This window comes from Bradyrhizobium sp. IC3123, from assembly GCF_020193625.1.
Classification (GTDB): domain Bacteria; phylum Pseudomonadota; class Alphaproteobacteria; order Rhizobiales; family Xanthobacteraceae; genus Bradyrhizobium; species Bradyrhizobium yuanmingense.
Window position 1 is genome coordinate 929,285 of sequence record NZ_JADYVF010000001.1, and the last position, 20,969, is coordinate 950,253.

Here is a 20,969-nt window from a genome sequence, read left to right on the forward strand (position 1 = left end):
TCACAAATACCAGGCCAGCACGGCGTCAAGCCTTCCGTTGCCGATAACCGGCAGGGCCACCATTCGGCTCAGCCCGGCTGCGCAGGCTTCGGAGCCGGCGATCGAGCCGTCACAGGTGAGATCGTCGTTGAGCGCGGGCATGCCGGCGGCCCAGGCGCCGCCGATGCTGCCTTCGCCCCTGGCGATGGACTGCGCCGCATAGCGTGCGGCGAGGTCGGTCTGCGCGCTGCAATCGCCGGCGCGAAAGACCAGCGCCGAACGGTCCTCGTTCGGGACCCAGATCTCGAAGCGTCGTGCAATCGGCGTTGCCTGCGCGGAGAGGAATGTCAGAACCCAGGTCTGGTCGGTACCGGTTCGGTAGGGCACGCCGACGCCGAGATTGATCCCGACCTTGGCGGCGTCCTCCCAGCGCAGGAAACTCTTGGCGTCGTGCAAGTCCTTGATGATCAGCGGCAGGCCCGCCTTCCAGGTGCGTCCGGGCAGGCCGAAGCCGCGCGGAAATCTGGTGTGGCGGGAGTTGAATTCGAACATGTCCGCGGTGCCGTAATAGCCATCGACGAGCCCCATCTCATGCGAGAGATCAGGATCGTTGTGCCAGAGTTCGATCGCGCCGACATGCGCCTCGTCGTCGCCGCAGAACAGCACCAGCACGGCTTGCAGGAATTCGCCCGCGAACACCGGCACCGCCACGCCGCAGGTGAGGCCGGCCGCAGCGGCCTGATCGGTCCGCTTGAAATAGGAGTTGGCGAATTTCGTGAGGATGACGGGGTGGCCACAGGCCCAGGCCTTGCCTGGAAGTCCCTCGTCATATCCGAAGTGCAGCTCTTCGCTGACGGCTTTGAACGCGGACAGCCCATCGTCGTAGAGGCCGCCGCCGAATTCCAGCCGCATGCGCGTCCGGTCGGGTACCCAAAGTTCAACGACGCGAATGAAGGTCTTCATCGAGCGTGTCCGCCGCCTCAAACCACGACAGCATCGGTCATTTGGCTGCGGAGCGGACGTTCAAAATGCGGGCAGCACGGCCCAAACTTCGTGCGACGACGAGGCGCGGCGGTGGGCTCGCCGATCGAATGTCCTGAAACACAAACTTACCGGGCTCGCCGGCCTCGGCCGGCGATGGCAATTTCAATCCCGGGCTCGGCCTGTCGGCCGAAGGGCGTCAGCCGATCGGCAGGCGCGTGATCGTGGGCCGCGTGTCGGCGACGATCTGCGGCTTGTGCTCGCGCTCGGGGGCTGGCTGCGTCACCGGCAATTGCAGCACGGTCGCGCGCTGGCCTTCGACGAGCTGCGTCACCAGCACGTATTTGCCGTCGGGGAATTCGATCGCGTCATGATGGCGATCGGGAATGTGCGGGTCGATCTTGCCGAACTTGCCGACGCGAGAGTTCACGGTGCGCGTCCAGATCCAGCGGTTGTCGTAGCGGACATTGTCGGCGAAAGCGAGCTCCGTCCCCGGCAGCAGACAGACCGCGACGGAGGGATCGGCTTCGGAAGCGAAACCGCGCGTCGAGGTGCCGCGGAAGGTTGTCGTGACGATCGTCTCGCCGACTTCGGCGGGGCGCGTCGCGACGGCATGCAGGCTGTAGTCACACATCGGGTGCTCCTCATGCTGGGATAGCGACCCGCGTCTCTTTCGAGGCGCAGGCCTCTATCAGAGTGGAAGCATACAACGCTCTGCTCGGTTATGGGCAAATCTGCGGCTCGCGTCCGCAGCGCGCGATCACATTATCTTTCCCGGATTCGATAGGAACAAACCTCGCGTCCTTGCATTCGGCCGGAGCTATCAGCACTGCCGGCACAACTCTACCGGCGAAGCAGAAATGGCTGCGCGCCTGCGCGGGGGAATGTCGCGCGGGAAGATGGACCGGACAGCCGGCGCAGAACCAGAGAAACCGTCCAGCCGGAGCGGACAAGTATCCGCTCCGATCCTGGATCGCCGATGCCGATCGAAACGCGCGCGGCGCTTGATGTTTCCCGTATCAGTACTTCCGGTAAAGCCCGATCAGCTTGCCCTGGATCTTCACGCGGTTCGGCGGAAGAATGCGGACCTCGTAGGCGGCATTGGCGGGCTCGAGCGCGATCGAGGCGCCGCGGCGGCGGAAGCGCTTGAGCGTGGCCTCCTCGTCGTCGATCAATGCCACCACGATGTCGCCGGTATTTGCGGTCTCGTTGCGCTGGATCAGCGCCATGTCGCCGTCGAGGATGCCGGCCTCGACCATCGAATCGCCGCGCACTTCGAGCGCGTAGTGCTCGCCCGAGCCGAGCATGTCCGGCGGCACGCTGATGGTATGGCTGCGGGTCTGCAGCGCCTCGATCGGCGTGCCGGCGGCGATGCGGCCCATCACGGGCACCGCGACGGGGCGCTCGCCCTCGTCCGCGGGCGGGCTGGAGCTCGCGCGCACCTTGCCGAGATTGCCCTCGATCACGCTCGGGGTGAAGCCACGGCGATTGCCGGCGGCGGCCTGGAGCTCGGGCAGCTTGATCACCTCGATGGCACGGGCACGGTTGGGCAGGCGGCGAATGAAGCCGCGCTCCTCGAGCGCAGTGATCAGGCGATGGATGCCTGACTTCGAGCGCAGGTCGAGCGCATCCTTCATCTCGTCGAAGGACGGCGGCACGCCGCTTTCCTTCAGACGTTCGCTGATGAATCGCAGAAGCTCGTATTGTTTGCGCGTCAACATCTCGACCAAAGTCCCCCGGTTGATGTCGTTCGATTCCGACACGATGAAGCCGGCACTAAGCCGCTACATCCTCGAAACAAATCATGAACGGACACTATATGTTCGATATGTGTTCCGCAACTGCTTAATTTATGGTGAACGCGGCCAAGCTCGCGGAATGCGTGTGGCTGGGCGGCTCAGACGGGCAGCCGGAGCACCTCGCAAGGCGTGCCGGCCTCGGCCTTCGGCGCGAACGGTGCGCGCACCAGAAGTACCTGTGCCGCAGCGAGATTCGCAAGAAGGGAGGAGTCCTGATGGCTGACCGGAAGGGCGACGCGCGTGCCGTCGTCGCGCTCCTCCAGCCGCGCACGCAGATAGTCCTCGCGCTGGTCGTTGGCGGCGAGATCGCGGCCCAGCACGGCGCGCTCGCGCCGATGATGAATCGCTGAACGGCCCGACAGGGCGCGAATCAAGGGGACCATGAACAGGAAGGCGCACACGTAGGACGACACGGGATTGCCGGGCAGGCCAATCACGCGCATCGCGCCTATCCGACCGTGCATCATCGGCTTGCCCGGCCGGATCGCGATCTTCCAGAACGCCATCGCGATGCCTTCGCCCTTGAGCGCCTGCTGGACCAGGTCGTGGTCGCCCACCGAGGCACCGCCGGTCGTGATCAGGATGTCGGCGCCGCTCTCGCGCGCGCGGCGGATGCCGGCGGACGTCGCCTCCAGCGTATCGGCGGCAATTCCGAGGTCGATGGTCTCGGCGCCCTCGCTGCGGGCGAGCGCATGCAGGGCATAGCCGTTGGAATAGACGATCTGGCCGCGACCAGGCGTGGTGCCCGGCATCACGAGCTCGTCGCCGGTGGCGAGAACGGCAACCCTCGGGCGGCGGATGATGGCGAGATGCGGATGATTCATTCCGGCGGCGAGGGCGAGATCGCGCTCGGTGAGGCGGATTCCCTTGCGCAGCAGCACGTCGCCTTCGCGGAAGTCGACGCCTGCAGGGCGGATGTGCCGGCCGAAAATGGCGGCTTCCTTGATCGTGACATGTTTGCCGTCGGCAGCCGTGTCCTCCTGGATCACGACGGCATCGGCGCCGTCGGGAACGACGCCGCCGGTGAAGATCCGCACGGCTTCGCCGGGGCCGACGCTTCCCGCGAACGGCCGGCCCGCCGCGACCTCGCCGACGACGGTCAACCTCGAATCGTATGCCGCGTCGGCCGTGCGCACGGCATAGCCGTCCATCGCCGACATCGCCTCCGGCGGCTGCGTGCGCCGCGCCGCGACATCGCGGGCGAGCACACGATGGTAGGCCTCGTCGAGGCAAACCATCTGTTCAGCCAGCGGCTCGACGCCGGCCAACACCGCAGCAAGCGCGTCAGAAACCGGCATCAGGGCCACGGGCGAACTCCTGCTGAGCACATCAGTCAATGGGCGGCGAGAGTTCTAGCCGAGTGCAGCCGTGAGGCAAAGCAGCACGCGGGATGATCTATCCTGCATGGTCGCAGGGGGTGGAGGAGGTCGGCTCAACTCCGCCGCGGCATGATGCGGAAGGCGAGACAGACCGGAACGAGGATTGCCATGGCAAGGACGAGAATGACGAGCGCCACGGCCAACATCGTTCAACGCCCCGTCGGATCGCCCGGACTGATGTCCGCGACGTCGGGCGGCTTGGGACCCTGATCCTTGTCCGGCAGCGGGTCCGCCTGGGATTTTAGGTCGGCGGCCTTGCTGATCAGCTTGGCGGAGAGGTCAGAATCCGAGGTGGTTCTGGCGAATTCGAGCAGGAGAGAGGCTTGCTTGGTGAGATAGGTCTTGCCCAGCACGTCGATCAGTCCAATGTAGAAGTCCCAACGGACTCATGAGTCCGAAGGGTGGTATTCCGTTCCCGGAACTCTGTATAAAAATGCACAAAGTGATCAGGTTCCACATTTTCAGCGGTTTTTGTTCCGGCAAGTGAGCGCGCTCCGGGCTTTCCCGCGGCTCAGATCCCCAGTGCTTTCAATACGTTCCCGACATCACGCGGCGAGGTGACATGCACGGCGGTCAACCCGCGCGCCCGTGCTCCCTCGATGTTCTCGGCGAGGTCATCGAAGAACACGATGCGCTCGGCCGGCACGCCGATCGCCGCCACGACATGGTCGAAGGCCTCGGCATCCGGCTTGCGCAGGCCGATGCTGGAGGACAGATACAGCTCGCGGAAATGGCCGAGCAGACCGGCATATTCCTTCGAGAAATGGTTGACGTGCGGCCGATTGGTGTTGGAGAAGGCGTAGAGCGGCATCTGCTTCGCCGCGCGCGGCAGCAGCTCGGCGATATCAGGCATCTCGCCGGCGAAAATCGCGTTCCAGCCTTCCAGGAATTGCGCATCCGAGATGCCGATCCCGAGCGAGGACCGCAGCGAGGCGAAATAGTCCGCATCGCTGATCTTGCCCATCTCATGCAACCGGTAGGCCTCGTCGCGCACATAGCGCGCGATGATGGCCTCGGGCTGGCAGCCGGCATGTCCCGCCCAGCAGGCGATCGCCTTGGAGAAGTCGATGTCGAGCACAACGCGCCCGAGGTCGAACAGCAGCGCATCCGCGCTGCCGGGAGAGAGCGATGTCATTGCGTCCTTTTCACTTCAGTATGGCGCGTCAGTAACGATAGGGCTCGTGGTCGAACAGCGGGAACGCGCTGAACACGCTGGGCGCGTTGGTGGCGGCCGCCGGATGCAGGCAGGATTTGTCGAGCTCGGCGAATGAGGTGGCGCCCAGGAGGCCGAGGCAGCGCAGCACCTCGTCTTCGAGCAACTCCAGCATCCGCGCGACGCCGGCTTCGCCGGCTGCCGCCAGCGCCCAGCATTGCAGCCGGCCGATGCCGACGAGGTCGGCGCCCGCCGCAATCGCCTTCACGATGTCGGTGCCGCGGCAAAAGCCGCCGTCGACCATGATCCTGGCGCGGCCCTTCACGGCGTCGACGATCTCCGGCAGCACGTGCATGGCGCCGCGGCCGTGGTCGAGCTGGCGCCCGCCATGGTTGGAGACGTAGATCCACTCGACGCCGTGATCGAGCGCGATCTGCGCATCCTCGGCCGTGGCGATACCCTTGAGGATCAGCGGAATTTTGAACGTGTCCTTGATCATCTTCACGGTCCGCCACTCCAGGCCCTTCTGGAAATCGCCGCCGGTGGCGCGCAGGCGGCTCTCGCGAACGTAGCGCTTGGCGATGTCACGTTCACGACGGCTGTAATGGGCGGTGTCGACGGTCAGGCAGAAGGCGGCATAGGCGTTCTTCTCGGCCCGGCTGACGACGTCGGCGACGAAGGCATCGTCGCCGCGGACATAGAGTTGATAGAGACGCAGTGCATCGGGGGCAGCCTCGGCGGTCGTCTCGAGGCCGGGCTCGGACACCGAGCTCAGCATGTGCGCCGCGCCGAACCTGCCCGCAGCGCGCGCGACGCTCGCCGCGCCATCCGGATCGAAGATCTCGAGTGCGCCGACGGGAGCCAGCACCACCGGCAGACGCAGCTTGCGGCCGAACTGCTCGACGCTGCCATCGATCCTGCGCACGTCGCGCAGCACGCGCGGGCGGAAGGCGATCTCGTCGAGCGCCATGCGGTTGCGCCGCATCGTGGTCTCGGTCTCGGCGGCGCCGATGATGTAGTCCCAGGCATTCTGGTTGAGGTTGGCGCGCGCCTTCCGGATGAACTCGTGCAGGTTCTGGAACGGCTCGTCGCTAGCGCCGAGCTCGACGTTCCGTTCCGGCCGGATGCGGGGCGCTTCATTCATTGTTGTCCTCCCGAGAATTTGAAGTCTTGTCGCCATCGCCTATCGCGTCCGGCCCTCCAAAACCATCCTAAAATCGCATAGCTGCGAAGCGTGGGCGGCCCGGACCGGTGTCGTGTTGCTTCGAAACAGTTTCGGAACGTTGCCAAAAGTTTAGGCCAAGGCGAAGGGATTTCTTCGGTGTACCCGCCAGCGCGGCATCCCGGCCTTGAAGAAACCAGAATGGTATTGTGAGAGATGGACTGGATCGCCATTTGCATGGCGTCTCCCAGCCTCAAGAGAAACGCCAAGCACAAAAGGCACCTTCATGCGGAAAACCCTGCTGTTCCCCCTGGGCACGCTCACGGGAGCGTGCCTGACCCTTCTGGTAGCCAGCCCGCAGGGCGGCGTATGGGCAGCGCGGGCGGCAGTGAGTGCGGGTGATGCTTATTCCCAGCTCAATCTGTTCGGCGCGGTGTTCGAGCGGGTCAAGGCCAGCTATGTCGAGAAGCCGGACAATGCCAAGCTGATCGAGGGGGCGATCACCGGCATGGTGACCTCGCTCGACCCGCATTCGCGCTACATGAACGCCAAGGCCTGGACCGAGATGCAGGAGACCACCTCCGGCGAGTTCGGCGGGCTCGGCATCGAGGTCACGATGGAGGATGGCCTCGTCAAGGTCGTCTCGCCGATCGACGACACGCCGGCTTCGAAGGCCGGCATCATGTCCGGCGACCTCATCGGCAAGATCGACGGCGAGGCCGTGCAGGGCATGACGCTCGAGCAGGCGGTCAACAAGATGAAGGGACCGGTCGACACCAAGACCAAGCTGACCATCATCCGCAAGGGTGCGGATGCGCCGCTCGAGGTTGCGATCACGCGCGAGATCATCCATGTGCGTCCGGTGCGCTTCCGCGTCGAGAACGGCGACATCGGCTATATCCGCATCACCTCGTTCAACGAGCAGACCGCCGACGGCCTGAAGAAGGCGATCGCCTCGGTCTCCAAGCAGGTCCCGCCGGAGAAGCTCGCCGGCTACGTGGTTGATCTGCGCAACAATCCGGGCGGCCTGCTCGACCAGGCCGTGTCGGTGTCGAGCGCCTTCTTGCAGCGCGGCGAGGTCGTTTCGACCCGCGGCCGCAGTCCGGAAGAAACCCAGCGCTTCACCGCCCATGGCGGCGACCTCACCAAAGGCAAGCCGATCGTGGTGCTGATCAACGGCGGCTCGGCCTCGGCCTCGGAGATCGTTGCCGGTGCGCTGCACGACCACAAGCGCGCGACGTTGATCGGCACGCGATCGTTTGGTAAGGGCTCGGTGCAGACCATCATTCCGCTCGGCTCCGGCAATGGCGCGCTGGCGCTGACCACGGCGCGCTACTACACGCCGTCGGGCCGCTCGATCCAGGCCCAGGGCATCGCGCCCGACATCGAGATCCTCCAGGACGTGCCGCCCGAGCTGAAGGGGCGGATGGACACTATGGCGGAATCCCAGATGCGCGGGCATCTGTCGGCCGACGGCACCGAGCAGACCGGATCGCAGTCCTACGTTCCGCCGGAAGAGAAGGACGACAAGGCTCTGCACGCAGCCTACGACTTCCTCCACGGCGTTACGGCAAATGCGGTCGCCGCCAAGCGCGCGACGAAGGCTGCAGTGCCGAACTAGATCTTACGACGTTCCGGATCATGTTTCGCCCGGGAGCGGAGGACCGCTTCCGGGCGATTTCGTTTGCAGCGCCGTTTCGACCTAACCGACCTCGCGGCGGCGGCTCTCGCTGCCTTCGCGCCGGGCGAGCCGGCTGCGATGCAGCGCGAACAACTCCAGCATCTTGTCGGCGGGCTTGGCGGCGCTGAACAGATAGCCCTGCATCTCGGAGCATCCGAGGGTGCGCAGCAGGCGCTGCTGCTCCTCGGTCTCGACACCCTCGGCCGTCGTTGTCATGCGACGGGCGGCCGCCAGGTTGACGACGGCTTGAACGATGCTGGCGGAGCCGTCGGGACGGGCGATGTCCTCGACGAAGCAGCGGTCGATCTTGATCTTGTCGAACGGGAAGCGGTGCAGATAGCTCAGTGACGAGTAGCCGGTGCCGAAATCGTCGAGCGCGATGCGCACGCCGATGGCGCGGAGCTGGTGCAGGATGGCAAGCGCGGCATCGTCGTCGCGGATCAGGACCGCCTCGGTGATCTCGAGCTCGAGTCGGCTCGCCGGCAGGTTCGACGTGGCGAGCGCCGCCATGATCTTCAGCGCCAGCGTGCCGCTCTTGAACTGCACCGGCGAGACGTTGACGGCGAGACGGATGTCGTCGGGCCAGCTTGCCGCGTCCCGGCACGCGGTCGCCAGCACCCATTCGCCGATCTCGTTGATCAGGCCGGTATCTTCGGCGATCGGGATGAAATCCGCCGGCGAGACCCAGCCGCGCTCGGGATGGCGCCAGCGCACCAAAGCCTCGCAGCCGGTGATGCGGTCGTCCTTCAGGCCGAGGCAGGGCTGGTAATAGACCTCCAGCCCGCCTTCGCGGCCGCCTTGCGCAATGGCGTGGCGCAGGTCGCCCTCGAGCTGCCGGCGTTCGCGGACCTTGGCGTCCATGTCCGGCTCGAAGAAGCGGTAAGTGTGGCGTCCGGCGGACTTGGCCGCGTACATTGCCATGTCCGCATTCTTCAGGATCTGGTCGAGCGCCGTGCCGTGTTCCGGCGCGAGCGCGATACCGATGCTGGCGTCGCTGGTGAGATGATGGCCCATGCAGTCGACCGGCGTGCGGATGGTTTCGAAGACGCGCGCGACGAGCTCGTTGACCTGATCCAACGACGTTACCGCGCCCTGCACGATGGCGAATTCGTCGCCGCCGAGTCGCGCCACAAAGTCTGCGGGACCCGCACAGCGGCGGAGGTTGGTCGCGATCGATTTCAACAGCTCGTCGCCGACGAGATGGCCGAGCGCGTCGTTGACGCCCTTGAACTCGTCGATGTCGATGTAGTGCACCGCGGTCTGCTCGCCGTCGCGCGCCGCGGCCAGCTCCTGCCGCAGATGCTCGTGGAACATGGCGCGGTTGGGCAGGTCAGTCAGTGCGTCGTAATGGGCGAGGTGGGTGATGCGCTCCTCGATGCGCCGGCGCTCCGTGATGTCCTCGTGGGTCGCCACCCAGCCGCCATCCGCGAGCGGCTCGTTGAGGATGTGGATCGAGCGGCCGTCGGCGGTATCGACCACCATGGAGTTGCGGAGATGAATGTCCTTCAGGACGCGCGCGGCGTAGGCATCGACGTCGCCGGTAAACGAGCCGGTCGTCTTGCGATGGGCGATGATGTCGCGAAAGCTGCAGCCGGGCTTCACGATCTCGGCCGACAAGCCGTACATCTCGATGTAGCGCTGATTGCAGACCACGAGCCGCTGCTCGGAATCGAACAGCAACAGGCCCTGCGTCATGTTGTTGACGGCGCGGTCGAGCCGCTGCTTCTCCAGCGTCAGCTGTTCGCGCGAAAGGCGGTGCTGCTCCAGCAGCTTGCGCACGACGGCAATCAGCACGCCTGCGATCGCGAGCGCGGAAGAGGCTGCGATCGAGATCAGAATGCCGATCTGCTCGCGCCAGTCAGCCAAGGCCGCTGCGCGCGTCGTGGTGGCCATCACCAGGATCGGGAAGTGGGGCAGGGCACGGGAGGAGATCAGCCGGTCCTCGCCGTCGACGGGGCTGTTGAAGCGGCCGGCGAAATGATCGAGCCCGAACACCCTTTGATGCTCGAACGGTCCGGTCTTGAAGTTTCGCCCCATCAATTCGCCGGACTGCGGATAGCGGGCGAGCAGTGTGCCGTCGCGATGCAGCATCGAGATCGTCGCGCCTTCGCCGAGCACCACGGAGGCGAAGAACTTCTCGAAATTGGCAGGTTCGATCCCGCGTCCGACCACGCCGAGGAACTCGCCGCGTGGCCCGACGACCCTCCGGGCCACCAGAATGGTCCACGCGCCGGAGATGCGGCTGTGCAGCGGCTCGATCAGGACATCAGGCGCATAGGGATCGTACTTGAAGGTGCGGAAGTAGGCGCGATCGGCGACATTCACCTTGGGCGTCGGCCATGCGGTCGACGAATTGATCAGATTGCCTTCGGCATCGATGATGTTGAGGCCGCCCATATAGGGCAGCGCCTCGATCTTCGACCGCAGCATCCGGTGCACGTCCTCGCCCGAGAGGCGCTTGCGATACTCCTCTCCGGTGGTAATTCCGGTGGTGCGGACGTAGTCGACGAAACCCTTCTGGATGACGGCGAAATCCTGCAATTGCTGATCGAAATGATGAGCAAGCAGCAGCACGGTGTTTTCCAGCTCGCGACCGGAATTGCGCAGCGCCCGCTCCCGGAAGTTCTGCGCCATCAGGACCGAGCCTATGGCGATGGCCGCGATCAGCAGCGTGCCGCCAACCACAAGCCAGCGGATCGGGCCGCTGCGCACGAAGACCTGGTCAAAGAGACGACTGCCGAGTTTCATCTTCATGCTGGATTCGTTGCCGCGCACACGTCAGGATCAATTCAGGACCCCGAGAACATCCGTTGGTTTACGGTGACGGTGTGGAAGCAAAGTTAGGAAGCGCGGTTAACGAGACGTGAATACCCGCGCGCAAAAGCAATCCATGCGCGCGGCGCGAAAGTGGGGCGCTAACGCAAGCCCGCTTCAGGCGCGGTAATGGCCGGATTTGCCGCCGAGCTTCTCGACCAGATGGATGCCCTCGATGCGCACGCCGCGCTCGACGGCCTTGATCATGTCGTAGATGGTGAGGCAGGCGACCGACACCGCCGTGAGCGCCTCCATCTCGACGCCGGTCGGTCCCGTCACCTTCACGGTGGCCCGTACCACGCAGCCCGGCAGCTTGGCGTCAGGCTCGATATCGACAATGACCTTCGACAGGGCGAGCGGATGGCAGAGCGGGATCAGCTCCGAGGTGCGCTTGGCGGCCATGATGCCGGCGATGCGCGCGGTGCCGAGCACGTCGCCTTTCTTGGCGTTGCCGGACACGATCAGATCGAGCGTCGTCTTGGTCATGACGACGCGGCCCTCGGCGACCGCCAGCCGCTCCGTCGCTGGCTTGTCCGAGACGTCGACCATCCGCGCCTCGCCGGAGGCGCCGATATGGGTGAGGGCGGGGCCGGCCTTTGCTTTGGCCTGCTTCGTCTTGGCTGAAATGGTCTTCGCCGGCTTGCGCGCCATGTCAGCGCGTGCCCGCCGCGCGTGCCGTCGCCTCGCGCGCGAGCAGCGCGCGCGTCGCCGCCGTGACGTCGGCCTGCCGCATCAGGCTCTCGCCGACCAGGAACGTCGACATACCGACGCGCTCGAGCCGGGCGAGGTCGGCGGGCGTGAAGATGCCGCTCTCGCCGACCATCAGCCGGTCCGAAGGGATCAGCGGCGCCAAGGCCTCGCTGGTCGCGAGCGTGGTTTCGAAGGTCCGAAGATTACGGTTGTTGACCCCGATCATCGGCGAGCGAAGTCTCAGCGCCCGGTCGAGCTCGGCGCGGTCATGGATCTCGATCAAGACGTCCATGCCGTAGGCGAGGGCGGCGTCTTCGAGGTCTCTTGCCGCGGCGTCATCGAGCGCCGCCATGATGATCAGGATGCAGTCGGCGCCGTGTGCGCGGGCCTCGACCACCTGATAGGGATCGAACAGGAAATCCTTGCGCAGCACGGGGAGCGAGGTTGCTTCGCGCGCGGCTACCATGAAGTCGAGATGGCCCTGGAACGAGGGCGTGTCGGTCAGCACCGACAGGCAGGCAGCGCCGCCGGTTTCATAGGCCTTTGCGAGTGCCGGCGGGTCGAAATCGGTGCGAATGAGTCCCTTGGAGGGCGAGGCCTTCTTGATCTCGGCAATCAGCGCGTAGCCGCCCTTGGCGTGCTTTGCCTTGATCGCGCGCAGGAAGCCGCGCGGCGCGGAGGCGGCCTTGGCCTGCGCCTCGACGGTGGAGAGCGGACGCGCTCGCTTCGCCGCCGCGATCTCCTCGCGCTTGTAGCTCTCGATCTTGGTCAGGATGTCGGACATGCGGGAGTTCAGCTCTTGGAGACCGTGACCAGGTGCTTCAGCTTCGCGTTGGCTGCGCCGCTGTCGATCGAGCGGACGCCGATCGCGACGCCCTCCTTGAGGTCCTTGGCGCGGCCGGCCACGACCAGCGCGGCGGCTGCGTTGAGCAGCGCCACGTCGCGATAGGGGCTCGGCTTGCCGTCGAGCACGCTCTGCAACGCGATCGCGTTGGCATCGGCGTCACCGCCTTTGAGCGCACCGGCCTCGCAACGCGGGAGCCCGGCTTCCTCCGGCGTCACCTCGAAATTCCGGATCTCGCCGTTGTGGAGCGCGGAGACGAAGGTCGGGCCGGTGAGGGTGATCTCGTCGAGACCATCGGACCCGTGCACCACCCAGGCGGAGTCGGAGCCGAGATTCTTCAGCACCTGCGCCAGCGGCTGTACCCATTGCCTGGAGAACACGCCGACCATCTGCCGTTTCACGCCGGCCGGATTCGACAGGGGACCGAGCAGATTGAAGATCGTGCGCGTGGCGAGCTCGACCCGGGTCGGGCCGACGTTCTTCATGGCGGGATGGTGGGCGGGGGCAAACATGAAGCCGATGCCGCATTCGCGCACGCAGCGGCCGACCTGCTCCGGCTTGAGATCGATCTTCACCCCGAGCGAGGCCAGCACGTCGGCGGCGCCCGAGCGCGACGACAGCGCGCGGTTGCCGTGCTTGGCCACGGGCACGCCGGCGCCCGCGACGATGAAGGACGCGCAAGTCGAGACGTTGACCGAGCCGGAGCCGTCGCCGCCGGTGCCGACGATGTCGACTGCCTCCGGCGGCGCCTGCACGGTCAGCATCTTCGCGCGCATCGCCGCGACCGCGCCGGTGATCTCGTCCACGGTCTCGCCGCGCACCCGCAGCGCCATCAAGAGCCCGCCCATCTGCGAGGGCGTGGCCTCGCCGCTCATCATGGCATCGAAGGCGGAAGCGGCTTCGTCACGCGACAGGCTGGCGCCGGTCGCCACTTTTCCAATGATCGATTTCAGGTCGTCCATCGCGTGCTTTCAACTCACTGGTTCGCGCCGGTCACCTGCGCGAAGGCGGCCTGATTAATGGTGGTCCCGATGTCGGTTTCAAGCTTGTTGACGTAGGAAGCGACCTGCTCCTCGGTTTGGGCGCGGTCGAGGCTCTCCTTCAGCTTCTTGACCGCGTCGGAGGCAAAGTCGACCGCGGGATCGACGATGTCGGTGACGCGGAACACGATCACCTCGCTGCCGCCGCTCACGGCCGTCTGTCCGATGCCGTCCTTGGCGGTGCGGAAGGCCGCCGCCACGACGGTGCCGGGCACGCCGGCGGGCGAGTCGTCGCGCTTGAAGCCCGTCGCGGTCTCGACCTTGGCGCCGACGGCGGTGGCCTCGTCGGCGAGCTTGCCGCCCGCATCGAGCTTTTGCACCATCTCGGTCGCCTTGGCCTTCAGCTTGGCGGCGATCTGGTCCTGGCGCCAGCGCGCCTCGACCTGGTCGCGGACCTCGTCGAGATTGCGGTCCCGCGAGGGCGTGATGGCGAGCACGTCGTACCAGACATAGCCACCCTTGAACGATATCGCGTCGTTGTCGACGCCGACGTCGGTGTTGAAGGCCTGCGAAACCACGTCGAGGCCCTGCGGGATGTTGGCGACCGGCTGGCCGTTCGGGGCGCGGCCGGAGCGGTCGACGGCCTCGATGGTCACGGCGGTGAGGCCGAGCTTCTGCGCCGCGTCGATCACGCTGGAGCCGCCGCCACGCTCGTCTTCCATCTTGTCGCGGAGGTCGGCGACCTTGACGCGTGCACGCTCAGTCGCGATCTCGCGCTTGATGTCGCCGGCAAGCTTGGCGTAGTCGGCCTCGGCGCCCGGCTCGATCTTGTCGACCCTGACGATCGCAACGCCGAGCCCGCTCTGGATCGGCTGGCTGATCTCGCCGGCAGGCAGCGCGAACGCGGCATCGCCGACGGCGGGCGCGAGCGAAGACTTAGTCACAAGCCCCAGGTCGACGTCGGAGGCGCTCAGCCCGCGTTCCTTGCCGATGTCCTCGAACGACGTGCCGCCGACGAGGCGCTCGCGAGCGGCCTGCGCTTCGGCAACGTTCGGAAAGACGATCTGCTGGATCTGGCGCTTCTCAGGCGTGCCGAGCCGGTCCTTGCGCTGCTCGAACATCTTCCGGGCATCCTCGTCCGAGACCTCGGTCCATTTGCCGATTTCTTCCGGCGAGACCACGACGAAGGAGATCTTGCGATATTCGGGCGCGCGGAACTGGACCTTGTGATCCTCGAAATAGGCGGCAAGCGCCTCGGGCGAGGGCGGGTCGATCGGACCGGCCTGCGCGGCGTCGAGCCGGACGAATTCAATCGAGCGTTGTTCGTTCTGGTAGCGCGTCAGGACGTCGACCATGGCCTTCGGGGGCTCGAGGCCGGCGCCGACCGTGCCGGTGATCTGCCGGCGCAGCGATACCTTGCGCTGCTCGGCGACATAGCGCTGCTCGGTGTAGCCGAAATTGCGGATCAAGGCTTGGAAGCGATTGGGGTCGAAATTGCCGCCGATACCCTTGAAGTTGGGGTCGTTCATGATGAGCTGGCGGATCTGCTCGTCGGATTGGCCGAGGCCGAGCCGGCGCGCCTCTTCGTCGAGCGCGGCCTCGGCAATGGTCTGCTGCAGCACCTGGCGGTCAAGGCCGAACGCGCGCGCTTGGTCGGGCGTCAACGGACGGCCGAACTGGCGGCTGATCTGTTGCAGGCGGTCGGTGTAGATCTGGCGGAACTCGTTGAGCGAGATCTCGGTGCTGCCGATCTTGGCGACCGTGGACTGGCCGAAGCCCTTGAAGATGTCGGCAATGCCCCAAATGCCGAAACTGATGATCAACACGCCCATCACCACGGCCATAACGATCTTGCCGAGCCAGTTCGATGAGGCCTTGCGTATTCCTCGGAGCATTTGGTCCAACTTGTTTGGTCAGGAGGGGAACGGGAGCGCGTCTTAATGCAGATTCCGCAAAAGCGCGTCACCAAATTGATAGATCATCATAAAGTGGCGGCTTTCCCCCCGCAACCTCGCCCCGGGCGACCACTTGAGGCTGCGGCGAAAGGGCCTCTGGTCTCTGGAACTGCAGGAGCACCTCTGCTAGCGCATGAACAAACCTCATTCTGCTGGACATTGACATGACCGACGCCATCCGACCGCTGATCGCGGGCAATTGGAAAATGAACGGCCTGAAAGCCCAGGCTGCTGAATTCGACGCCATGCTCAACGGGGCGGCAGACGTGGCTGGCAAGGCCGACCTGCTGGTCTGCCCGCCGGCGACCCTGGTTGCGGCGTTCGCCGAGAAGGCGCGCGGCAAGAAGGTCGCGGTCGGGGCCCAGGACTGCCACCCCAAGGCCTTCGGCGCCCACACCGGCGATATCGCCGCCGAAATGCTCGCCGATGCAGGCGCGACCGCCATCATCGTCGGCCATTCCGAGCGCCGCGCCGACCACGGGGAGGGAGACGCGCTGATCCGGCAGAAGGCCGAGGCGGCCTGGCGCGCCGGGGCCGTTGCGGTCGTCTGCATCGGCGAAACGCAGGGCCAGCGCGACGCCGGCCAGACCCTGGACATCCTGCGCGGCCAGCTCGACGGCTCGCTGCCAGAGGGCTCGACGGCGGCCAATCTGGTCGTGGCCTATGAGCCGGTCTGGGCGATCGGCACCGGGCTGACCCCCACAGCCAAGGATGTCGAGCAGATTCATGGGTTTATCCGGGAACTCCTGACCATCAGGTTCAAGGCTGAGGGCGCGACGATGCGAATCCTCTACGGCGGCTCGGTCAAGCCCTCGAACGCGGCCGAACTGATGGCGGTGAAGAACGTCAACGGGGCTCTGGTCGGCGGTGCCAGCCTGAAGGCGGCCGATTTCCTTGCGATCGCTAAGGGCTGCCCCTAGCTAAGTCCAAACCGCGGGACCGGGCCCGATCGGGGGTGGCAATGCCACCTCCGATCGTGTAACACCGCGCAACTTCAGGAAAACCCGCGAAGCGCGATCGGCCGCCGTCAGGCGCCGCCCGCTTGTGACGGAAGGATATCATGCAGACCGTTGTCATCGTCATCCACCTCATGATCGTCGCCGTCATGATCGGTGCCGTCCTGCTCCAGAAGTCGGAAGGCGGCGGCCTCGGCATGGGCGGCGGCGCGGGCTTCATGTCAAGCCGCGGCACGGCGAACCTTCTGACGCGGACCACCGCGATCCTGGCCGTCGGCTTCTTCCTCACCAGCCTGTTCCTGTCCTGGTATGCCGGTTACGACCGCAAGCCGTCGTCGATCATCGGCCAGCCCTCGCAGACCCAGCCGGCCGGCGGGTCGCCGATCGCGCCGCCGACCTCGGGCGGCATCCTGGATTCACTGAAGAAGGCCGACGAGCAGCAGCAGGCACCGGCTCCGACCGGTCCTCAGGTGCCGCGCTCGCAATAAAGCAGGGGGGCCATGCAGGCCAGTGGCTACCGTCCTGCATAAACAATCCCCATCAAGGCACTGTCATCACTCTTCGTTTCGGCTCACCCACAGGCCCGCAAAATCTTTGGGGCGGAATACGAATCGCTTTGGCGAATCGTATTTAGGGGATTAGAGGTTAAGTCCCATGGCGCGGTACATATTCATCACCGGCGGCGTGGTTTCTTCGCTCGGCAAGGGTCTGGCTTCGGCGGCACTGGGTGCCTTGCTGCAGGCCCGAGGCTACAAGGTCCGCCTCCGCAAGCTCGACCCCTATCTCAACCTCGATCCCGGAACGATGTCGCCGTATCAGCACGGCGAAGTGTTCGTGACCGATGACGGCGCGGAGACCGATCTCGATCTCGGTCACTACGAGCGCTTCACCGGCCGTCCCGCGACCAAGGCCGACAACATCACGACCGGACGCATCTACCAGGACATCATCTCCAAGGAGCGCCGCGGCGATTATCTCGGCGCGACCATCCAGGTTGTTCCGCACGTCACCAATGCCATCAAGGAATTCGTCCTCGACGGCAACGACGATTACGACTTCGTGCTGGTCGAGATCGGCGGCACCGTCGGCGACATCGAGGGCCTGCCGTTCTTCGAGGCGATCCGCCAGCTCAAGAACGAGCTGCCGCGCGATCACGCCGTCTACATCCATCTGACGCTGCTGCCCTATATTCCCAGCGCCGGTGAGCTGAAGACGAAGCCGACGCAGCACTCCGTGAAGGAGCTGCGCTCGATCGGCATCCAGCCGGACATCCTGCTCTGCCGCACCGACCGCGAGATCCCGAAAGAAGAGCGGCGCAAGCTCGGGCTGTTCTGCAACGTGCGCGAAAGCGCCGTGATCGAGGCGCGCGACGTCGACAACATCTACGCGGTCCCCGAGGCCTACCACAATGCGGGCCTCGACGACGAAGTGCTCGCTGCCTTCGGCATCGCCTCGCGGATTCCGCCGGAGCTGCGCAGCTGGCAGGAGATCAACGAGCGCATCCGCAATCCCGAGGGCAACGTCACCATCGCCATCGTCGGCAAGTACACCGGCATGAAGGATGCGTATAAGTCGCTGATCGAGGCGCTCTCGCATGGCGGCATCGCCAACAAGGTGAAGGTCAATCTCGACTGGATCGAGAGCGAGATCTTCGAGAAGGAGGATCCGGCGCCGTTCCTCGAGCACGTCAACGGCATCCTGGTGCCCGGCGGATTCGGCCAGCGCGGCGCAGAGGGCAAGATCAGGGCGGCGCAGTTCGCGCGCGAGCGCGACGTGCCGTATTTCGGCATCTGCTTCGGCATGCAGATGGCGGTGATCGAGGCCGCGCGAAACCTCGTCGGCATCGAGGACGCCAACTCCACCGAGTTCGGCCCGACCAAGGAGCCGCTGGTCGGCCTGATGACGGAATGGCTGCGCGGCAACGAGCTCGAGAAGCGCTCGCAGGCAGGCGACCTCGGCGGCACGATGCGGCTTGGCGCCTATCCTGCAACGCTCAATCGCGGCAGCCGCGTCTCGCAGGTCTATGGCGGCGCGACCGAAATCTCCGAGCGTCACCGCCATCGCTACGAGGTCAACACCGCCTACAAGGACCGCCTCGAGCAGCACGGCTTGAAGTTCTCAGGCCTCTCGCCCGACGGCGTGCTGCCTGAAATCGTCGAGTACGAGGATCACCCCTGGTTCATCGGCGTCCAGTTCCACCCCGAGCTGAAGTCGCGCCCCTTTGAGCCGCATCCGCTGTTCGCTTCGTTCATCGAGGCGGCGGCGAAGCAGAGCCGGCTGGTGTAGCCGGCTCGGTCTGCCCTGACAAAGTCTTGCTCGCACGTCCGGCTACGCGGCCGCGATGTCCATCCTGCGGCAGAAGCAAGATGCCTTGATCGGCACCTCCGCGCGCGACTGGGCGAGGTCAAGTCGCTGCTTGATCAGCGGCCTCTCGGCGCTGTCGCCACGCCGCATGAGACATTCGTGCAAGCCGTGAAGCGACCACAGATTGTCGGGATGCTGGCAGGCCCCGGCTCAGCTTTCCATCGAGGCCGAGATCGGAACGGTACACTGCCTCGGCTTCCTCGATTCGTCCCTGCTCCAGCAGCAGCGCGCCGAGTGCGTGACGCGGTGGCTGCATCCATCCCCACGGCTCGTCATAGGGCAAGGCGTCGCTGAGCGCGACCGATCTGCGCAGCTCCGCGAACGCGAAGTCGTAATTGGCTTTGCGATATTCCAGTTCGCCATTCAACATGGCTTCGGCCACGCCGAGCAGGGCGACGACCTTGTTGTTGTGCACGAGCCGGCTCTCCGGCACGCGTGTCTTCGCCTGAGCGAACAACGCTTTCTCGGTTTCGGCCTCAGTGACGTGGCCAAGCGCTGAATGAGCCACCGCCTTGGCGTAGTGGATCATTGCCGTCACGGAGCAGTATAGCTCGCGATCCTCCGGTAGCTGTTGGGCAATGATGTCGTGCCATTTGCCGAAACGCACGAGAACGTGCTGCTTCATCGTCAAGTAGCCTTCCAGGAAGTCCGCCATGGGGGGCGATTGAATGCGCAGCACTGGCTCGGGCACGGTGGCAATGAGTTCCTCGGCCGCTGCGATAGCGGGGGCGTATTGACCCAGGAACATCGCGCCGTAGATGGCGAAGTGGAAGTTGTGGATGACATAGACCAGGTAGACACCCGGATCGTCCGAATAAGCGAGGAATCTGCGGTCGGTCGCCAGCGCCTTCTGATTGTAGAGCAGGACGTCGTTGTACTGCCCGCACAGCACGTCGAGATGCGTCGGCATGTGGATCAGATGGCCGCTATCGGGGGCGATCCCGCGCAGCCGGTCCCCAGCCCGCATCGCCTTTTGCGGGAAGGGCGACATCTCCATGAGGTGGACGTAGAGATGGAGCAGCCCCGGATGATTCCACGCAGCCGGCCATCGATCGAAAGCTTGTTCGAGCACGGCCCTGCATTCCTCGGTGCCAGCGCCCTTGGTGGGTTCTCCAGACTCAAGGTCCCACATCAGCCACGGCGTCTCGTTCATGATCGATTCGGCAAAGATGGCTCGGACCTCGAGATCTTCGGGATACGTGGCGAAGACCTTTCGCATCTCTCGCGTGAAGGCCTTGTCCCACGGCGCCATGTCCTCGATCGCTTCACGCTGCGGATAGCGCGCCGACAAGGCGCGGATCAGCGCTTGCTCGACCGGGCTCGCCCTCTCCGCCTGCGCGAGGGCGTCCTGCGTCGCATCGTATGATCCCGCCAGCGCCAATTGACGGCCTTGTGCGTCATAGCGGACCCAGGGCAGGTTGTAGTTGGGACCCGCGGCGTAGCCGATGCCCCAATGCGCCATCGCGCAGCTGCTATCGAACTCGAGCGCCTTGCGAAAACATTTGATCGCCTCGCCGTGGTTGAATCCGAACACCCAGTTGAGCCCTCGGTCAAACCAGAGCTGCGCATCGGGCGAAGTCGTGGTGATTTTGCGGCTGTAGGGTCCGAGATCAAAATAGGTCATTGCCTTCGCCCCCTTTGATCGCTTCGGTCGTTTTGCCGATTGCTCTCGGGCCGTCGGCGGCTGATGCGCCCTGACCGAGCCTGCACATTATCAAGAGCGCCGGCCCCGCGCTATCGAGCTATGCGCGGAACGCCATGAGGGGGCCCCGGGTGAGGCTCAAGACAGAGTTGTGGCCAGCGGGTATAACCGCCGCTCCTGTCAGGGAGGGAGCAAGAATGATCTACGAAATGCGCGTCTATCGTTGCGTGCCCGGCCGCCTACCGGCATTGCTCAAACGGTTCGAGACCGCCACGCTCAAGATTTGGGAGAAGCATGGCATCAAGCAGGCCGGGTTCTTCACCACCCTGATCGGCGAATCCAACCAGGAGCTGACCTATTTCCTCGCCTGGGACTCGCTTGCCGAGCGCGAGAAGAAGTGGGGCGCGTTCATGACCGATCCGGACTGGATGAAGGCGCGCGCCGAGAGCGAAGCCGACGGCCAGATCGTCGCTAACATCGTCAGCCAGATCCTGACCCCGACCGCCTTCTCGGCGGTGAAGTAGCAGGCAGCGGGCAGGGAACCCTGGCGCAACCCTGATATTCGGACCGTCCGGGCGGAAGAGGGTTGA

The 20,969-nt window shown here is 65.2% G+C and carries 18 protein-coding genes; 5 read left to right on the plus strand and 13 right to left on the minus strand.

The window, feature by feature from the left end; all coding sequences use genetic code 11:
- The 7 genes from I6F20_RS04610 to I6F20_RS04640 form a co-directional block, all read right to left on the minus strand.
- Positions 1-942: a GAF domain-containing protein gene (locus I6F20_RS04610; protein ID WP_225125213.1), complete on the minus strand. Its 942-nt coding sequence runs from the start codon at positions 940-942 to the stop codon at positions 1-3.
- Positions 943-1,159: 217 nt separating this feature from the next.
- Positions 1,160-1,594 (minus strand): hypothetical protein, encoded by a 435-nt coding sequence (locus tag I6F20_RS04615; protein ID WP_025036527.1) that lies wholly within the window; start codon positions 1,592-1,594, stop codon positions 1,160-1,162.
- A gap of 385 nt (positions 1,595-1,979) precedes the next feature.
- The gene (gene lexA / locus I6F20_RS04620; RefSeq protein WP_036009965.1) at positions 1,980-2,681 is read right to left on the minus strand and encodes a transcriptional repressor LexA; all 702 of its coding nucleotides are present in this window, start codon (positions 2,679-2,681) and stop codon (positions 1,980-1,982) included.
- A gap of 176 nt (positions 2,682-2,857) precedes the next feature.
- A complete protein-coding gene (locus tag I6F20_RS04625; protein ID WP_225125215.1) occupies positions 2,858-4,066 on the minus strand; it encodes a molybdopterin molybdotransferase MoeA in 1,209 nt (402 codons plus the stop codon).
- Between the two features lie 221 nt (positions 4,067-4,287).
- On the minus strand, positions 4,288-4,491 hold the full coding sequence (locus tag I6F20_RS04630) for a hypothetical protein (protein ID WP_036009959.1): 204 nt from the start codon (positions 4,489-4,491) through the stop codon (positions 4,288-4,290).
- Between the two features lie 158 nt (positions 4,492-4,649).
- Entirely contained in the window at positions 4,650-5,273 is a 624-nt protein-coding gene (locus tag I6F20_RS04635; RefSeq protein WP_225125217.1) for an HAD family hydrolase, read from the minus strand.
- A gap of 28 nt (positions 5,274-5,301) precedes the next feature.
- Positions 5,302-6,435, minus strand: a complete 1,134-nt coding sequence (locus I6F20_RS04640; RefSeq protein WP_225125219.1) for an alpha-hydroxy acid oxidase — start codon at positions 6,433-6,435, stop codon at positions 5,302-5,304.
- Positions 6,436-6,739: 304 nt separating this feature from the next.
- Between I6F20_RS04640 and I6F20_RS04645 the strand changes: the two genes are divergently transcribed.
- A complete protein-coding gene (locus I6F20_RS04645; protein WP_225125221.1) occupies positions 6,740-8,074 on the plus strand; it encodes a S41 family peptidase in 1,335 nt (444 codons plus the stop codon).
- An 81-nt stretch (positions 8,075-8,155) separates the two neighbouring features.
- On the opposite strand, the gene I6F20_RS04650 is transcribed toward I6F20_RS04645, so the two are convergent.
- From I6F20_RS04650 to I6F20_RS04670, 5 genes are all read right to left on the minus strand, one after another.
- Positions 8,156-10,888 carry a bifunctional diguanylate cyclase/phosphodiesterase gene (locus I6F20_RS04650; protein WP_225125223.1) on the minus strand — a complete coding sequence of 911 codons (2,733 nt, stop codon included), beginning with the start codon at positions 10,886-10,888 and terminating at the stop codon, positions 8,156-8,158.
- Between the two features lie 177 nt (positions 10,889-11,065).
- Positions 11,066-11,599 carry a cyclic pyranopterin monophosphate synthase MoaC gene (gene moaC / locus I6F20_RS04655; protein WP_036025198.1) on the minus strand — a complete coding sequence of 178 codons (534 nt, stop codon included), beginning with the start codon at positions 11,597-11,599 and terminating at the stop codon, positions 11,066-11,068.
- Between the two features lies 1 nt (position 11,600).
- Positions 11,601-12,422 (minus strand): indole-3-glycerol phosphate synthase TrpC, encoded by an 822-nt coding sequence (gene trpC, locus I6F20_RS04660; RefSeq protein WP_225125225.1) that lies wholly within the window; start codon positions 12,420-12,422, stop codon positions 11,601-11,603.
- An 8-nt stretch (positions 12,423-12,430) separates the two neighbouring features.
- Complete coding sequence (gene trpD, locus I6F20_RS04665) at positions 12,431-13,444, minus strand: anthranilate phosphoribosyltransferase (protein ID WP_036025193.1); 1,014 nt, start codon at positions 13,442-13,444, stop codon at positions 12,431-12,433.
- 14 nt (positions 13,445-13,458) lie between these two features.
- The gene (locus I6F20_RS04670; protein WP_109143635.1) at positions 13,459-15,357 is read right to left on the minus strand and encodes a SurA N-terminal domain-containing protein; all 1,899 of its coding nucleotides are present in this window, start codon (positions 15,355-15,357) and stop codon (positions 13,459-13,461) included.
- Between the two features lie 224 nt (positions 15,358-15,581).
- On the opposite strand from I6F20_RS04670, the gene tpiA reads away from it, so the two are divergent.
- The 3 genes from tpiA to pyrG all read left to right on the plus strand — a co-directional run bounded on the left by tpiA (position 15,582) and on the right by pyrG (position 18,659).
- Positions 15,582-16,337 (plus strand): triose-phosphate isomerase, encoded by a 756-nt coding sequence (gene tpiA / locus I6F20_RS04675; protein WP_109143636.1) that lies wholly within the window; start codon positions 15,582-15,584, stop codon positions 16,335-16,337.
- A gap of 140 nt (positions 16,338-16,477) precedes the next feature.
- On the plus strand, positions 16,478-16,861 hold the full coding sequence (secG, locus tag I6F20_RS04680; protein WP_036009912.1) for a preprotein translocase subunit SecG: 384 nt from the start codon (positions 16,478-16,480) through the stop codon (positions 16,859-16,861).
- Between the two features lie 166 nt (positions 16,862-17,027).
- Positions 17,028-18,659, plus strand: a complete 1,632-nt coding sequence (pyrG, locus tag I6F20_RS04685) for a CTP synthase (RefSeq protein WP_057030501.1) — start codon at positions 17,028-17,030, stop codon at positions 18,657-18,659.
- 118 nt (positions 18,660-18,777) lie between these two features.
- Here pyrG and I6F20_RS04690 read toward each other — a convergent pair whose 3' ends face one another.
- Entirely contained in the window at positions 18,778-20,361 is a 1,584-nt protein-coding gene (locus tag I6F20_RS04690) for a hypothetical protein (protein ID WP_225125227.1), read from the minus strand.
- Positions 20,362-20,576: 215 nt separating this feature from the next.
- On the opposite strand from I6F20_RS04690, the gene I6F20_RS04695 reads away from it, so the two are divergent.
- Positions 20,577-20,903 carry an NIPSNAP family protein gene (locus tag I6F20_RS04695; RefSeq protein WP_225125229.1) on the plus strand — a complete coding sequence of 109 codons (327 nt, stop codon included), beginning with the start codon at positions 20,577-20,579 and terminating at the stop codon, positions 20,901-20,903.
- Positions 20,904-20,969: the final 66 nt, after the last annotated feature.

Bases quoted from the DNA above. Each gene is read 5' to 3' on its own strand.
- I6F20_RS04610 (WP_225125213.1), bottom strand. From the start codon at position 942: ATGAAGACCTTCATTCGCGTCGTTGAACTTTGGGTACCCGACCGGACG.
- I6F20_RS04615 (WP_025036527.1), bottom strand. From the start codon at position 1,594: ATGTGTGACTACAGCCTGCATGCCGTCGCGACGCGCCCCGCCGAAGTC.
- lexA (WP_036009965.1), bottom strand. From the start codon at position 2,681: ATGTTGACGCGCAAACAATACGAGCTTCTGCGATTCATCAGCGAACGT.
- I6F20_RS04635 (WP_225125217.1), bottom strand. From the start codon at position 5,273: ATGACATCGCTCTCTCCCGGCAGCGCGGATGCGCTGCTGTTCGACCTC.
- I6F20_RS04640 (WP_225125219.1), bottom strand. From the start codon at position 6,435: ATGAATGAAGCGCCCCGCATCCGGCCGGAACGGAACGTCGAGCTCGGC.
- I6F20_RS04645 (WP_225125221.1), top strand. From the start codon at position 6,740: ATGCGGAAAACCCTGCTGTTCCCCCTGGGCACGCTCACGGGAGCGTGC.
- I6F20_RS04650 (WP_225125223.1), bottom strand. From the start codon at position 10,888: ATGAAGATGAAACTCGGCAGTCGTCTCTTTGACCAGGTCTTCGTGCGC.
- moaC (WP_036025198.1), bottom strand. From the start codon at position 11,599: ATGGCGCGCAAGCCGGCGAAGACCATTTCAGCCAAGACGAAGCAGGCC.
- trpC (WP_225125225.1), bottom strand. From the start codon at position 12,422: ATGTCCGACATCCTGACCAAGATCGAGAGCTACAAGCGCGAGGAGATC.
- trpD (WP_036025193.1), bottom strand. From the start codon at position 13,444: ATGGACGACCTGAAATCGATCATTGGAAAAGTGGCGACCGGCGCCAGC.
- I6F20_RS04670 (WP_109143635.1), bottom strand. From the start codon at position 15,357: ATGCTCCGAGGAATACGCAAGGCCTCATCGAACTGGCTCGGCAAGATC.
- tpiA (WP_109143636.1), top strand. From the start codon at position 15,582: ATGACCGACGCCATCCGACCGCTGATCGCGGGCAATTGGAAAATGAAC.
- secG (WP_036009912.1), top strand. From the start codon at position 16,478: ATGCAGACCGTTGTCATCGTCATCCACCTCATGATCGTCGCCGTCATG.
- pyrG (WP_057030501.1), top strand. From the start codon at position 17,028: ATGGCGCGGTACATATTCATCACCGGCGGCGTGGTTTCTTCGCTCGGC.
- I6F20_RS04690 (WP_225125227.1), bottom strand. From the start codon at position 20,361: ATGACCTATTTTGATCTCGGACCCTACAGCCGCAAAATCACCACGACT.
- I6F20_RS04695 (WP_225125229.1), top strand. From the start codon at position 20,577: ATGATCTACGAAATGCGCGTCTATCGTTGCGTGCCCGGCCGCCTACCG.